The organism is Pseudomonas sp. ASL8, from assembly GCF_056680355.1.
Genome location: NZ_CM155278.1, coordinates 4,569,993 through 4,584,117 on the forward strand (window position 1 = coordinate 4,569,993; position 14,125 = coordinate 4,584,117).

The 14,125-nt window shown below is 54.6% G+C and carries 15 protein-coding genes and 1 pseudogene; 3 read left to right on the forward strand and 13 right to left on the reverse strand.

Annotated elements, in window-relative coordinates:
* Positions 1-27 precede the first annotated feature (27 nt).
* The 9 genes from AC1MEA_RS20890 to AC1MEA_RS20930 all read right to left on the reverse strand — a co-directional run bounded on the left by AC1MEA_RS20890 (position 28) and on the right by AC1MEA_RS20930 (position 8,806).
* Positions 28-279, reverse strand: coding sequence for a DUF2933 domain-containing protein (locus tag AC1MEA_RS20890; protein ID WP_480417245.1), 252 nt, complete (start codon positions 277-279; stop codon positions 28-30).
* A 129-nt stretch (positions 280-408) separates the two neighbouring features.
* Entirely contained in the window at positions 409-795 is a 387-nt protein-coding gene (locus AC1MEA_RS20895; RefSeq protein WP_480417246.1) for a hypothetical protein, read from the reverse strand.
* Positions 796-895: 100 nt separating this feature from the next.
* Positions 896-1,291, reverse strand: coding sequence for a hypothetical protein (locus AC1MEA_RS20900; RefSeq protein WP_322216318.1), 396 nt, complete (start codon positions 1,289-1,291; stop codon positions 896-898).
* A 282-nt stretch (positions 1,292-1,573) separates the two neighbouring features.
* On the reverse strand, positions 1,574-3,625 hold the full coding sequence (locus AC1MEA_RS20905) for a bifunctional DedA family/phosphatase PAP2 family protein (RefSeq protein ID WP_480417247.1): 2,052 nt from the start codon (positions 3,623-3,625) through the stop codon (positions 1,574-1,576).
* A 332-nt stretch (positions 3,626-3,957) separates the two neighbouring features.
* Positions 3,958-4,698: a COG4705 family protein gene (locus AC1MEA_RS20910; protein WP_480918185.1), complete on the reverse strand. Its 741-nt coding sequence runs from the start codon at positions 4,696-4,698 to the stop codon at positions 3,958-3,960.
* A 265-nt stretch (positions 4,699-4,963) separates the two neighbouring features.
* Positions 4,964-5,800 (reverse strand): glycosyltransferase family 2 protein, encoded by an 837-nt coding sequence (locus tag AC1MEA_RS20915; protein ID WP_480417248.1) that lies wholly within the window; start codon positions 5,798-5,800, stop codon positions 4,964-4,966.
* Positions 5,801-6,041: 241 nt separating this feature from the next.
* Positions 6,042-6,152, reverse strand: coding sequence for a hypothetical protein (locus AC1MEA_RS20920; protein ID WP_480918186.1), 111 nt, complete (start codon positions 6,150-6,152; stop codon positions 6,042-6,044).
* A gap of 616 nt (positions 6,153-6,768) precedes the next feature.
* Positions 6,769-8,136, reverse strand: a complete 1,368-nt coding sequence (locus tag AC1MEA_RS20925) for a sensor histidine kinase (protein ID WP_480417249.1) — start codon at positions 8,134-8,136, stop codon at positions 6,769-6,771.
* A complete protein-coding gene (locus AC1MEA_RS20930; protein ID WP_480417250.1) occupies positions 8,114-8,806 on the reverse strand; it encodes a winged helix-turn-helix domain-containing protein in 693 nt (230 codons plus the stop codon). The genes AC1MEA_RS20925 and AC1MEA_RS20930 overlap by 23 nt, the downstream gene beginning before the upstream one ends.
* A 151-nt stretch (positions 8,807-8,957) precedes the next feature.
* On the opposite strand from AC1MEA_RS20930, the gene AC1MEA_RS20935 reads away from it, so the two are divergent.
* Positions 8,958-9,668, forward strand: a complete 711-nt coding sequence (locus AC1MEA_RS20935; protein WP_480417251.1) for a response regulator transcription factor — start codon at positions 8,958-8,960, stop codon at positions 9,666-9,668.
* Positions 9,669-9,751: 83 nt separating this feature from the next.
* Positions 9,752-10,000 (forward strand): hypothetical protein, encoded by a 249-nt coding sequence (locus tag AC1MEA_RS20940; protein WP_480417252.1) that lies wholly within the window; start codon positions 9,752-9,754, stop codon positions 9,998-10,000.
* A gap of 23 nt (positions 10,001-10,023) precedes the next feature.
* Here the strand turns inward: AC1MEA_RS20940 and AC1MEA_RS20945 are convergent, their stop codons facing one another.
* Positions 10,024-10,674, reverse strand: coding sequence for a CGNR zinc finger domain-containing protein (locus tag AC1MEA_RS20945; protein WP_480417253.1), 651 nt, complete (start codon positions 10,672-10,674; stop codon positions 10,024-10,026).
* Positions 10,675-10,922: 248 nt separating this feature from the next.
* Here AC1MEA_RS20945 and AC1MEA_RS20950 point away from each other — a divergent pair, with 248 nt between their 5' ends.
* Positions 10,923-11,234, forward strand: coding sequence for a hypothetical protein (locus AC1MEA_RS20950; RefSeq protein WP_480417254.1), 312 nt, complete (start codon positions 10,923-10,925; stop codon positions 11,232-11,234).
* A gap of 212 nt (positions 11,235-11,446) precedes the next feature.
* Here AC1MEA_RS20950 and AC1MEA_RS20955 read toward each other — a convergent pair whose 3' ends face one another.
* From AC1MEA_RS20955 to tnpC, 3 genes and pseudogenes are all read right to left on the reverse strand, one after another.
* The gene (locus AC1MEA_RS20955) at positions 11,447-12,424 is read right to left on the reverse strand and encodes a DMT family transporter (RefSeq protein WP_480417255.1); all 978 of its coding nucleotides are present in this window, start codon (positions 12,422-12,424) and stop codon (positions 11,447-11,449) included.
* Complete coding sequence (locus AC1MEA_RS20960; RefSeq protein ID WP_322178512.1) at positions 12,421-12,993, reverse strand: TetR/AcrR family transcriptional regulator; 573 nt, start codon at positions 12,991-12,993, stop codon at positions 12,421-12,423. The genes AC1MEA_RS20955 and AC1MEA_RS20960 overlap by 4 nt, the downstream gene beginning before the upstream one ends.
* A 187-nt stretch (positions 12,994-13,180) precedes the next feature.
* A pseudogene (gene tnpC, locus AC1MEA_RS20965) lies at positions 13,181-14,115 on the reverse strand (IS66 family transposase); the annotation flags it as partial.
* Positions 14,116-14,125 lie beyond the last annotated feature (10 nt).

Genomic DNA, 14,125 nt, shown 5'->3' on the forward strand with positions numbered 1-14,125 from the left:
TTGGCGAAGCTCAGGGTTGCGCATGACCTAATTCCTGTTCGTGTCCTTGGTTGAGTCTGCAGTTTCTCCGTGATGGCTGTGACCACCGTGATGGTGCCCGAACACATGCATCAGTGGGCACAACAGCAAAATCATGTAAGGCAGCAGGCCCAACATATGACCGTAGTGTTCTCTGGCCAGATAGAACAGGGCGATCACCAGCAGCATGCCCAACGCTACGCCGGTTTTGCTCCTCCAAAATGTTGGAGGAGTATTAGCTGAGCGCGGTGAACTCATCATGGTCTTGAACTCCTGAGGGAGTGGTATTCCTTGGGACGTCTTGTCTTACAGGTTCGATGCACGACGGTTTCATCCTTGCCACGTTGGCCAGGGTGAAACCGCCGTTGCATTTACAACGCTACCTCGGGATCACTTGTTCATGGGCATCGCCATCATGCTCGACTGCTGATCCATCATTTTCATCATCATGTTCATCATGCCCATGCCGTCTTTGTTGCCGGACATGCCCATGCCATTACAGTTTTTCTGCATCATGCCCATGCTGTCTTTCATCGTCTTCATGTTCTCCTGCATGGCGGCCTGTCGCTCGGCAGGGGTTTTGGCGGCCGCTGCTTTGTCGTGTGCCGCCTGCATTTTGTGCATTTGCTCGGTCATGGCTTTGTTCTGCATGGGCATTTCACTTGATTGAGCTGGCGTGGTCGACAACGGCTCTGGCTGTGGTTCATCGGCGGCCGAGGCCATGAGTGGGCTGCTGACGAGCAGGGCAGCGAGGATCAATTTCAATGACATATGCATGACAATCTCCAAAGGGTGAGGGCAACACAGGTAATACAAAGCCGCGCCAGAGTGGCGCAGCCAAGAAGTGCGGCCGGAATTCGGCGCGCAGAAGGTCGGTCTAAATGTTGAAGCGGACGAAAATCAGGCGAGCGGGCGGTCTGGCGGGCGCAGGGTGCCGCAATGCAAGAAAGGCAAAAGCAGAGGGGGTGGCGGGGTAAAAAATCAGCAACGCAGGGATCAGTAACAGGAACGTCCAAATGGACAGGTCAGACAGTTGAAGAGGCGATGAGGGACTCACGGCAATCGCCGCATCGGCGCAGTGTTGGATACAGCCAAGGGTGTGGGCGTCGTGGCTATCGTCATCTTGCGCGGTGTTGAGCGAGGCATGGGTTGTCGCGGGAGTGTGGCTCGGCTGTGTCAGGCATCCCTGTGTCGCGGCCATACCAAACGCTAACACCCACAGCACGATGGCGAGGCGTATGAACGCTGGTTGGTGGTGGCGAAACCAGAACATACAGCGTCTCCAGCACTGATTGACGGGTGTTGATCTTTTAAAAATATCAGCACCTCAAGGCGCCGCGATTGATCCACATCAACGTATGCAACCGGATGTCGGTTCTTGTGCTGTGGCCAAATCGTAAGGTCAACGTCGACCTTTCGAATTTTTACCCCTCTTTACCGTTCCTTGCTATCAGTTTTTTGGGCGCAACTCTTTCATCGTCCATGTGTATTAAGGGGGCATTGAGTGCAAAGTGGTCACAGTGACGTTATCCAGACAATTAATAGTTCGTCGCGATCAATCGGACATCGATTTCTGTGTCTTACCGTGACGAGCTAACAGGACTTGGCCATCCCAATCCATATCTGCCGTACCTTCGCTTCGAGATAGCTGCCGCGCATCGTCAAAAGCGGTAGCTAGTGTGCTGCGTGGTGCATTCACATCGGGCTGTGTCGACGTCAACGTGACGAGGGATAGGGGATGATAGAAGCGCTCCTCCACAACTGAACCCATCCAGAGCGGTGAAGTACGTCCATTCGTGAGCTCGAAATCGACGACCCACACTCGAAGTACGAGGCGTGAGCTGGTAAGTGCACCACCACTATACGGTCGAACGAGCGTCAGACTGGGGAGGCGACCACTGGCGAAAAGTGGGATTACCGGAAGAACTGCCGAGTCGGTCTGGACGGAAAGCCAATTCAGGGCATTCAGCGGTGTCCAGTCCGCCGAGTTGCGCCACCCGGTGCGCTGCAGGACATCTTGCAAGTCCTTCAGATCACCGGCCCACTGGAACGTCAGGGGCTCATTTGTCTCGCCAGTGAGATCAATACGCCGCACCGGCAGTTGCTGCCAATCTGACGCCCACCAATCGCTGGCGGTCATGGACGGAGTTCTTACCTTGACAGCATATCGGTCGCTGTCGGTCGCATGGCTGCGATAAATATTGAGTCCTCCGGCGAGAATCAGTGCTGAACATCCGGCGGCGAGTAGGCCCTTTGGCTCAATGCGTCCGGCTTGGCGCCCCAGGTAGGACAGACCGAGCAGCGCCAGCCACGCGGATCCAAATGCCAGCCCCCCGAGCACGTCGGAAAGCCAATGTGCACCAAGGTAGAGGCGCGAGAATGCAATCAGAAATATCAGGGTTGCCGCGCCGAGAGCGACCACGAGGCGCCATGCCGGGCGGATCTCACGCGCGATGAGAAATGCGAGGAAACCGTAGAGCACGACATTGACCGTGCTATGGCCGCTGGGGAAGGAAAACGCGCTCCACCCTGGGTAGAGAAGCTCACCGGGTCGAGTTCGATGCAGCGCAACTTTTATGACAGTGTTAAGAACCGAAGCACCGGTAATCGCAACCAGCCAATAGGCAGCTGTACGCCAAGCACGTTTCCACATTAGCCACAGCAAGACAACAATCGTGACCGCCATCACGACCTTGGTGTCGCCGAGCTCTGTAATAGCGATCATCACCGCATCGCCTGGCGCTGTACGAAGATCCTGAAGCGCGCGGTATATCGCGCTGTCTGCGAGCAGCAAGGGGTCACCGGTGATGACATCTTCAAGGATGCCAAGGAAGAGCCAAGCTGCACCGACGAGAAGTACAGCCGACAATGCGAGAGTACGTGCTTCGGGCCGCGAAGGATCAAGTAAATGGTTGAGGCTGCGGCTCAGCCGGGTGTCGTGGGTACCAGCCCAGCGCTGCAGCTGCCCTAGTGCGTCGATGAAGTAAGGCACGCCGCGACGCAACGTCAAACGCACGATATGCAGGAGCGCCCAGCCCGTTGCGAGTAGAACGACCAGCAGGATCGCGAGCGGCTTTGCGGTTGTGCCGAGTATGCTGAACGCCGCACCTAAGAGTACACCGGACAAGATATGCGAGGGTGCCCACGCGAGCGCCGAGACAACATTGACGGCATAGAACCGACTGACCGCCATTCCCAGAATGCCTGCGAAGAGCGGAATAAAGGCGCGGACGCCCGGTATGAAGCGCGCGAGAAACACACTTTTGGCGCCGTGACGCTTGAAGAAGTCCTCGCTGCGCTGAATCAGTTCAGGGTGGCGGTTAAATGGCCAGAAACCAAGAATCTCGCGGTGGTATCGATGCCCGAGCCAGAACGAAAGACCATCACCAGCGACGGCACCTAAAGTGGCGGCGACCAGCAACGGCCAGAGCAATAACACGCCACTCGGCACCAAGGCGCTGAGCGCGAGGATCACGGCAGTGCCGGGAACGACAGCGCCGATAATCGGGATTGACTCGGAAAGTGCCAGAAGAAACACCGCCAGATAGGCAACATGCGGATTCACCGTGAGGAACTCGATGATCGATGAGACCAGGGACGTCATCATTCGTGGGCTGCCTATAGAGTACCGGTGATGAAGCAATCATGGTGCGTACCTTCCCGATAGGTCGCAGAACCATTATGAAGCCGGTACAACGGCAGCGGGAAAATCCTCGGTGAGTTTTTTAAAGCGCCCAATTGGCTTCAGAGAGCAAGTGTCGTGTCGAGCATTTTTCATTTTAGACCAAGCCCATCTCAAGGGGAGGACGACCATACAACGTCGTCATCAGTGACGATGAGCGCCGTACGCGGAAAATGTACATGCGAGATAGGATGTCGGGCTCACACAAAACGCTGCCAAACGCCAACTCGACGGTATCGCACTGCTCCACAAGCCGTTTAGCCGTACATTTCTTCAGCGTTGCGGGCCTTGGCGGCGAAGGACACCAGCACTACCAATACACCGGCCAGTACTAACGATGAACCAACGGTGCCAAAATCCAGACCGCCTTTTTCGTGAGACTTGGTCAGGAAGTCGCCGAGTGTCGCGCCGAATGGTCGGGTCAGAACAAAGGCCAACCAGAAGAGCAGCACGGTGGAAATCCGCGTGTAGAACTTGGCCAGCACCACTGCGGCAATCGCCGACCCGATCAGCAGTGCGCCGCCAGCAAAGCCCAGGCCGGAGTCATCCGCCAGGTAATCGCCTAACGCTGTGCCCACCGTGTTGGAAATCAGAATGGCTGCCCAATAGAACAGCTCGCCCTTAGTGGTGTGGATGTTGTTCACCGACAGGGTTTTTTCGCTCAAGCGCCAGACGGCAAAAATCGCGATTAACAGGCTGATCAGAATCAGCGAACCGGACGCATAGCCCAGGCCCAGGGTGCGATCCATAAAGTCTGACATGGTGGTGCCTGCGGTACTGGTGGAGAGAATAACGATCCAGTACAACACAGGATTATAAACTTTCGAAAACAGCTGCAAGCCAAGTGTAATCAGGAAGGCGCTTATTAGGATCAGTGAGCTGATCGCATACCCCACATTCAGAGTCATCGACAGTAAATCGCCGGCGGTCTCGCCGAGGGTGGTGGCGCAGATTTTCATCACCCAGAACGCCAGGGTTATTTCCGGCAGCTTGTTCAGACTGATAGGGGTGCTCATAGGGGGGGGCTCCTGAAATCGGATTAGAACTATGAAGTACAACGTCTTAAAAACTCGCCGTTCGTCCTGGATTCACATGCATCCACTGTGGACAACAGGTCTATGTTATGAGGGCAACGATCAAGCTATAGCGCGATGTATAGGCGGGCACACCTTACGCTGTAAAAGGTAAAAATTCCGTCAAAGCCAAATCAGAATTAAATTCATTAAGTGACTCGCCCCTGACGTAAGAGGCAGGCCTGAGTGTCTATTTTTGCTGAAGAGATCCCCAGCGAATATTTAGGCCGGGTGAGTGGGGTGTTAATGGACTTTTATGGGTAAATTGATTGTAGATTTTGACTCTTCGATGATCGTTCGCGTAACCACCCATCGCTGAAACTGTCCCGCTTTGAATATGATCCAGGTAACGGAATAATTTTCGTGGTGGAATGAAGCTGATCTTATAGTTCAGCGCTACCATTCTGTCTTGTAACTCATAACCGGGATTACGCTCGTCCATTTGAAAGTGCAATCCGTGCTGTTTAATCAGACGCACATTCCACAGGGTGCAGAAGCTTTTCAAGTGAGTTTCTCTGAACGGTTTCGGCGCCCTTGCTTTGAAGCCCATGGCTAAAAAGCTCCGCCGGGTGTAGTGCTTGAAAAACCGTGAAAACAGACGCCAGGCCGATCGCGTAATACCTCGATTCAACTGCTCCAGACATCCTACAGCTGCTATTTTGTATGGGTCAGCGCACTGGTCGAGCATTACGGTGAAAATAGTTGGATCGTAAATAAAAGTATCGGTGTGCAACAGAAACAAATACTCGGTTTTAACGTGATCCAAAGCAAGATCCAACGCTCGGCCATGAGCTACGTTTCCTGCTTCAGGGGTGTCTATTTTACGTTCAATCAGGTTGATCCAATTCAGTGTGCGCAGGTATTCGCTGCTCGCATCACCCGAATTGTTATCTACCACAAAAATAGGAACGCCTGTCTCCTGCAATCCATCGCGCAGCAGCTCCAGACAAGCCTTGGTGAGTTCAAGTGATTTATAATTAACCAGCACAATACTGTAGTTTGCTTTAGTCGGAAGTGAGCATGTCATAAGTACTTTGACCTCGATTACTTACTGCTTTTGTGGCCGAAAAATGGTATTTCAATGTCGATAGCCCGGGCCGGATGGAATACTCCTCGGCCCAATGCATCTATCGTCGTCACCACGTCGAGTTCTGCCGTCACATGGCAAGCAAACCCTCAACTCACCTCTGGTTCCAGACGTTGCCCCACTGCATCCCATGACGCTTCAAGCACATGGCGACCCAGTTGAATAAATGGGCGGCTCATTGTCAGTTCAAGCGCTCAACATCGTGGCTAACCGCTTTCTGTACAATCACTACGGCCTCTTTATGTTCGGCTTGCTGGTAGTGCTTCATCGAGACCTCGCGTGCGGCATCCATCCGTGCCACGACCCGGTCTCCACCACCTTAAGCCAACGCAGCTACAGAGGCACTCATCAGGCTAACGATCAAAAGAGCTTTAAGGGTTTTCATTAGGAAATCTCCACTGTTCAGGTAATGCCAGCTCGAAGGTGGCTGGCATAAGCTTCAGGCTTGTGCTCATCCTAGAGCCGACACCCTTACAGGCTGTTCCCCTGTTCATAAATTTTTTGACAGGATTTTTTTCGATTTTAATAAGCTGGAAATGCTCCGGACTACGTTGATAGTCAACATCTCCCGCATTCCTGCAAACGAACAGGTACCGCATCCCCTATGGCGATATATGACCGATATCCATGCGGATATGGGCTTGCCATGAGCATCAAGTTCAGGGTTGCCTGAAACTGGCTTACCGGTAAGAAATCGAAAGGGTTATTGGGATATTTCCCACGAGAACAAAAAATTCCCAGCTCTCGAGTGAGCTGATCGAGTTGTTGGGTGTTTCCGTCAGCAGCATGGCTGAAGGCGGTGGTGACTAGGTAATGGCCCGCATGGACGCGGCGCGATCAATACTCAGTCCGAGTATGCCCATGCCGTGGTCAGCAGCCAGAAAACCGCCGCAGGCAACGCCGCGCGCTCAAACTGACAGCGCTTTACCCACCAGGTCGATCTGGCACCCTGGTTGCGCGTCCTGCACCTGTAACGTCATGTCATGCAGGCGGGCAACCGCAGATACCATGCTTAAGCCTAGTCCGTTGCCCGCCATGTGGCGGCTGGACTCTGAGCGGTACAGTCGGCGGAACACGGCTTCGCGTTCAGCCTGAGGAATGCCAGGCCCATTGTCTTTGACTCGGATCCCGCTATGGGTTGCGTCAGCAACCACGGTGACCTGAACGCGGCCTCCATAGGGTGAGAACTTGATGGCGTTGTCGAGCAGGTTACAGGCGGCATCGAACAGCAACTGTGGATCCCCTGACAGGTTCGCCGGTTTTTTGCTGGGAACCAGTTCCAACGTCATGCCGCGCTCTTCGGCTAGCGGCTCGAACAACTCCGTGGCATCTGCCGCGATCCGGTTCAGGTCGACCATAGCGAAGTTGCTGCGTCGGGCGCTGCTTTCGATTTCGGAGATGCGCAGCAGCGCTCGAAATGTCTGCAAAAGCCCCATGGCCTCTTCAATGGCTGAGTCGATGGCCGCCGCATATTCGTCCTTGCTCAGGCTGCGTCGCTGGGCGCGTTCAAGTCCGGCGATCAGGCGGGTAAGGGGGGTACGCAGATCGTGGGCGATGTCGTCACAGACACCCTTGACTTCACTCATCAGCCGTTCGAGTTCATCGAGCATGCCGTTGACGACGCTAGCGATACGGTCAATGTCATCTCGGTTACCGCGAGTCGGCAAACGCTTGCTGAGATCGCCCTCTATGATCCGTTCTATCGAACGACTAAGGGCGTCCAGCCGGCGTCTGGCGGAATAGCCAAGGGCGATCGCTCCTAGCAGGCCGACCACCACCAGCAGCGCGCCCCCAGAGATCAACGCATTAATCAACAGCTCATCGAATTCATGAATATCGTAGATGTCTTGAGCCACCAGCAGTTTTTGCCCGTTTTCCAATGGGTGAACCATGAAACGAATGGGACGACTGTGTTCGTTCTGCTTATGCCATACGAACTGATAGGCTCTGTCGTAACGGTTGAAATCGGGCAACGCCTGGATCGCACCCGCTATCAGCTGGTCATCGGCGCTAAATAAGGCGTGTGGAGTACGACTCTCTATGTCCTGTTCGGTATGCTGACGGATTTCCTGTTGTCGCAATGCAGGCGCTTGTCGGCTGCGGATGTCGATCTGGTGGTACAGCGATGCGTCGACTTCTGACTTCAAATAACCGGTAGTCTGCCAATATATGTAGCCAAACAGGGCAAGGAACGAACAGCCGAACAGCGCCAGAAACATGAGCGCGGTACGAAAGCTGATGGTGCGCGGTATTTCACGCAGGTGAACGGAGAACATAGCCGGCTCCGCGAATGGTATGGATCATCTGTTCTTCGCCTTCGGCATCGATCTTGCGGCGCAAGCGCCCTATATGTACCTCAATCACGTTGGTGCGTTCGTCGTAGCTGTAATTCCAGACCGCTTCGAACATCATCGTGCGAGTCACCACTTGGCCTGCATGCTGAACCAGGTATTCAAGCAGGGCGTACTCCCGGGGAAGCAGGTCGATCTGCCTATCACCTCGGCGCACGGTGCGACGTAATAGGTCAAGATCAAGATTGGCGACCCGTAGACGACTTTCCCGCTCTTGGCCCGGTTGCGCGATTCGCCGTCGGCTCAGGGCATCCAGACGCGCGGTCAACTCGATGAACTCGAATGGCTTGGTCAGGTAATCATCACCGCCAGCACGTAAGCCGCGAACCCGCTCGTCGAGTGCGCTCAGCGCACTGAGAATCAGCACCGGCGTTGCGATACCTGATGCGCGCAAGGCGGTGAGCATGCCTAGTCCATCGAGGGCGCCGGGAAGCATACGATCCAGGACGATAATGTCGAACGTGTCGCCAATGGCTTTTAACAGGCCGTCGCGACCGTTGTTGGAGCAGGTCACGTCAAAGCCATGATCCTGCAAGGCGGCTTCGATCTCGCGGGCAGTGGTGGGGTCATCCTCGACGACTAGAACATGGGTCATGAGCGTTGCAAAGGCCTCGGTTGGGCGAACAGATGGGGCGTGGAGCTGGCCCTCGACCCTTTCAGTGGCATCATAGTGTGCCAAACCGAAGTAAACGCACAGGTCGCGTGAACATGAAAGAAAGTTTAGGTTCGCTATCGGAGGGCTGCGTGTGCGCATCCTGGTAATTGAAGACGATGCTCGCGCGTCGGCTTATCTGTTACGCGGTTTGAGTGAAAGCGGTCATATCGTCGATGTCGCCGAAGAAGGCCGACAAGGCTTGGCGATGGCGCTCGAGGATTTGTATGACGTGCTTGTCGTCGATCGCAAGTTGCCGGGAATGGATGGCCTGGCGCTTGTGCGTGAATTACGCCGCCGGCAGTTGCACACCCCGATACTGATGCTAAGCGCGCTGGCCTCGACCTCTCAACGGGTCGAAGGTCTGCAGGCCGGATGCGATGACTATCTTGCCAAACCCTATGCCTTTATTGAAGTGCTGGCTCGACTGGACGCCTTGCTGCGGACACGGGATCAAGTTCCTGACCCTTCACGAACACTCCGTGCCGGGGAGCTTCATCTCGATTGTGCTACACGTCAGGCAACTCGCCAGGGGCGTACCATCGCACTAGCCTATCGGGAAACCTTGATATTGGAAAAGCTGATGCGCCACAGCGGTGAGATCGTGACCCGCAGCATGCTCCTGGAGAGCGCCTGGGATTACGAGTTTGACCCTAACGACAATGTGATCGATAAGCATATTTATCGCTTGCGCCGCAAACTCGACGAAGGTTTTTCCGGTTCGTTGATACAGACCGTGCCAAGCGCAGGGTATCGTCTGGAGGTCGACGCTAAATCTCCTCGTGAGGCCGAGTCTGAGGGCTAGAGCGGCCTTGGTTAAAATAAACCCTGAGGAAGCGCTATCCAGCGAAACGTCGTACAGGTTCAGTGCGCGGCATGTTGGCTAGGGTGAAAAGCGGACGCATTGGTGTAGTCATTGAGCAGCATGACAAGTCGCTGCTGACCCCGAAAGTGAAGGTGTTTTTTTCGGCTCAATCCGGAATGCCAATTGAGCAAACCATAGTGGATCTGGCGAAGCGGGTAGGGGAGGACAGAATTATCAGTCGCGAGAAAGTTGAAGATTGGGGTTTCAAAGGCATCGACGAACTGTGGTCAGGCCTGGAAGCCAGCAAGACCTCATATTTCGACCCCAAGTAGTATCACACTCAGGCAGGGATCGATTAAAGGATAACGTTGTGAACGTGAGTCTCCGCAGCTCGGCCGCCATCCCATGCGGCCATCTGGCTATATCGTTGCGCCTTTGCACGACTACCGCACGTAGCCATTGCGCACCAACGCCGCCGATGACTTTTCGATGTATCGATGAAAAGCCAGGTACACCCCTCACACTTTTTGAGTTTCACAACCAAATTTCTGCTCAGCAGCTCGTTCAGGCTTAACGCTAGCCGCTGTGGGATGGTCTTTAAGCCGTTTGAAACGGCTACCCAGTGGGCAATGCCGATGTCGTTCCGTTTTAGCGAGGCGCTGGAGATGGCATCCTGAATCGATACCTCAACAATTCTCCAGTCTTCGAGCGATGGTTCATGTCTTTGCGAGACTGCTGAAAAAACTTGGTAAACGGTCTCCCGCCATTGCACTAGATCGATCAAGGCTTGCTTCGCTTGGAACGGTGCGTTCGCGGCAATTAAAGAGATCGCTTGAGCCTCGGCCGAGTCAATTATCGCTGCTGCTAGACTCCACTCCACTACTGAGGCGTAGCTTGTCAGGCGATTGTGATTCCCCGTTCTTCCGCAAAAATCCACGGTATTGAGAAAATCGAGAAGACGATCACCCGCAACAAACGCTGTTTTAGACCATGTGTAAGAAAACATATGTCATCTCATTGTTGTGGAGCTGATTTCCATCCCTGGACGCGAGCTAGTGCTCACAAGGTCTCTACGCAATGGCGTCAACACTCCGTGCAGCCTAGCTGGTTTTCTGCGAACACTACGAGCAGGCGGGGCCTCGAAGCGTGCCACGACCCCAGACTGATCGCAACGATTGCCACCAAAGGGCATTGCGTCAATCTCCGCTCGTGTCTATAAAGCTGCACTTAATTCCGCTCAAAAAAGGCGTCGTAATGAGTACAGGACTGACTGAGCAAGAAATGCGAAACGCTTTGGGGCTTGAGATCAAAGTCGAGGCTGCGCCAGAGGAGCCAGAGCAAACTCCGGTCTTGCCGCCTGTGGCACCACAGAGACCTAAAAAACGAGCTTCCACTGGGCTTCGCGTTACCCTTAGGGTGACACGTGAGTTTGAAGGCGAAGAGAGTCTCTTCGTTCACGATGCAAATACATTGAGTCGTTTCGACGCCGAGCAGCTAGCCCGAAAAGCAGCGACCAAAGAGAAGTATAGATTTTTCGAGTTGGTCTCCATTGGTGCTATCGAGTAAATACCCAGCAGAGGCATTTGGTTGATTTTGTCAAGAGGCCGTTAGGCAGTTTGCGCATTCTGAAATAGGGGGATACGGCGCCCTTATCGCATAAATGGCCTTTTCCTGCGTAACCGTCCGCCCAACACACCTTCCCGACCTCAACACTTAGGGCAATGATGCCAAATCAATCCAAAGCGGACACCTGAAATGCCCATGCTGGCACAGTCGCATTAGTTTTGGCTAAGGTCAGTTATCCCACCATGCGTCTCTAAGCGTGTTTGCCTGCGATAAAAAGCGTGAATAGCCCACACCACCCCTACGAATAGCAACCCTGTCCCAAGCGCTTCCATAGGAGAGGGCCAGCGTTGGTTGATGAGCAGGCCCATCGTAGTTGCATAAATGGTTTCGCTGGCGATCAATTGCCCGCTTAGAGCCAGAGGTAGACGCCGAGTTGCGATTGACCATGCCCAGGCACCTGCAAGGGTGGCCCCTAACCCCTGAATTAACCCACAGACTATTAGCGCCTGAGTACCTGCTAACCCGCTCGGATGGCTAGCGAAGTGGGACAGTTTCAAGTACAGCCCAACTGGGATGAAGGCCAGCATTTCGACGCTGCACATGAATATCAGCATGGCTGACCACAACATGGGAGATATGCTTGGGCGTTGAGCCAAAGCACTTTCATTTAACAATCCAAAACCAGTCCAAAATCCAATTGCCATTAACGATGCGAGCAGCCCAAGCAGTATCGAACCGGTCGGGAGCACCACCGTTGCGCTGCTAAAATCAAACACGCTCAGGTTGACCAAACTTATGCCCAATGCCGCCACCAACAGTGGCCCGGCAATGGCGCGCCAGGGCACGCTGGAGCTTCGCATGTTGCCGGCAATCGCGAGCACGATCGGTACTGACCCCATCATCACCGGAGGGATCACCGGCCCAGCTGCCAAGACCGCAGTGGTAATCAGAAAGAAGTAACCGATGTATCCCAAGAAGCCCAGCAGTGCGGCGCAGGCCCAGTCGCTCAGTCGCAATTGCCGCACTTCGCTACGGTAAACAAACAGCACTAGCAGGCTACCTAAACCGGCAAAGGCATAGCTCACCACAGCCAGATCAAAAAGGCTGTAATCGCCGACCAGCCCCGGAAATATGTAGAGCAGCGACCAGGAAAAAGTGGCGGCAATGGCCGCTAATAAGCCTAGGGTCATACGCTCTGCTCCTGCTGGCCCTGCTTCCGGATCCAGCAATGAGCTACGTGCCGGGCAGTGTCGAATACCCGCACGTCCTGGCCCATGGCGCCGCTGACAAAACTGCCCTCCAGCAAGATAAACAGCCCCTCAGCAACTACGTCAGGGTCGCTTATACCGGCGCTCATGGCCAATGCAGTAAGATTTTCGCGTATCCCTTGCTTATGCCTGCTCACTGCCAAATGCACAGGGTGGCTAAACTGGGGAAATTCAGCCGCGCTGTTGACGAACAGGCACCCGCGCCCGCTATCTTGCAAAAGAAAGCGTTGATACAAATCGAAAAACGCGAGCATGCCACTGACCGGGTCAGGATGCCCTGCCAAGGTGCGCGCTACCTCTTCACGCCAGCGTCGGTCACGCTCCTCAAGGCAAGCGACTATCAGCGCATCCTTGGAGGGGAAATGGCTGTAGAGCGTCATCTTGGTAACACCCGCCATCGCGGCGATGGCCATCACACCAGTAATGTATATACCTTGTGACAGAAACAGCTTCAGCGCTGAGTCAATCAAGCGCTCACGGGTATTGTCCAATTTAAGGCACTCCGGCATCGTGACGGACTTTACTATACTGACCGGTAAGATTGAGGTGCATCCAAATACGACCTAAATCATGGCCGTTACGACACAGACCGCAGCATGCCAACGCAGCAGTAAATCGTAGGATTTGGCCAATCAGGAAGTTCGCTACGCTAGCTAAGCGCCCCCTGCACCCGCGTGGTTAAACGGACGCCCATTTATGCGGCAGCAGCTCGGTAATTTCACTCGCCCGCTGCGTCGGCAGGCGCGTAAGGATGTCCTTCAAATAGGCATATGGATCATGGCCGTTGAGCCGCGCCGACTGAATCAAACTCATGATCGCCGCTGCACGTTTGCTGCTGCGTAACGAGCCTGCAAACAGCCAGTTTGATCGCCCCAAAGCCCACGGCCTGATCTGGTTTTCACAGGCGTTGTTGTCTATGGGTACAGCACCGTCCTCGAGATACCGAGTCAGTGCCATCCAGCGCTTGAGGCTGTAATCCAGAGCTTTAGTGAAGCAGATCCTTCGGACACAAGATCGCGCTGAGCTAGCATCCAGGCGTGCAATGTGTTGAGGATGGGCGCCGCTTTTTCCTGCCGTATTCGCCAGCGATCTTCGTCGGTCATTTCCCGTGCTTGCCGCTCTATTTCGTACAGCCCGCCAATGGAGTGCAGTGCTTGTTCGGCCAATTGGCTTTTGTTCGTCGCGTGCAGATCGAAGAACTTGCGGCGGGCGTGGGCCATGCAGCTGATTTTGGTGATTCCTTGCTGGAAGCTTGCTTTGTAACCGGCAAAATCATCGCACACCAGCTTGCCGTTCCACTGACCAAGGAAGTTGCGGGCATACTCGCCCGCGCGGCTAGGACTGAAGTCGTAAACGACTGCCTTGATCGCTGAATATGGCGTGGTGCAATAGGCCCAGACGTAAGCGCGGTGGGTTTTCTTCTGGCCCGGCGCGAGCATCTGCACCGGCGTTTCGTCAGCGTGGATCACGCCTTGAGCAAGTACGATCTCGCGTAGCGCGTCGACCAAGGGTTGGAGTTGCACGCCGGTTTGGCCGACCCACTGCGCCAGTGTCGAGCGGGCGATTGTCAAGCCGGTGCGGGCAAAGATTTTCTCCTGGCGATACAGCGGCAAAATCGTCCGC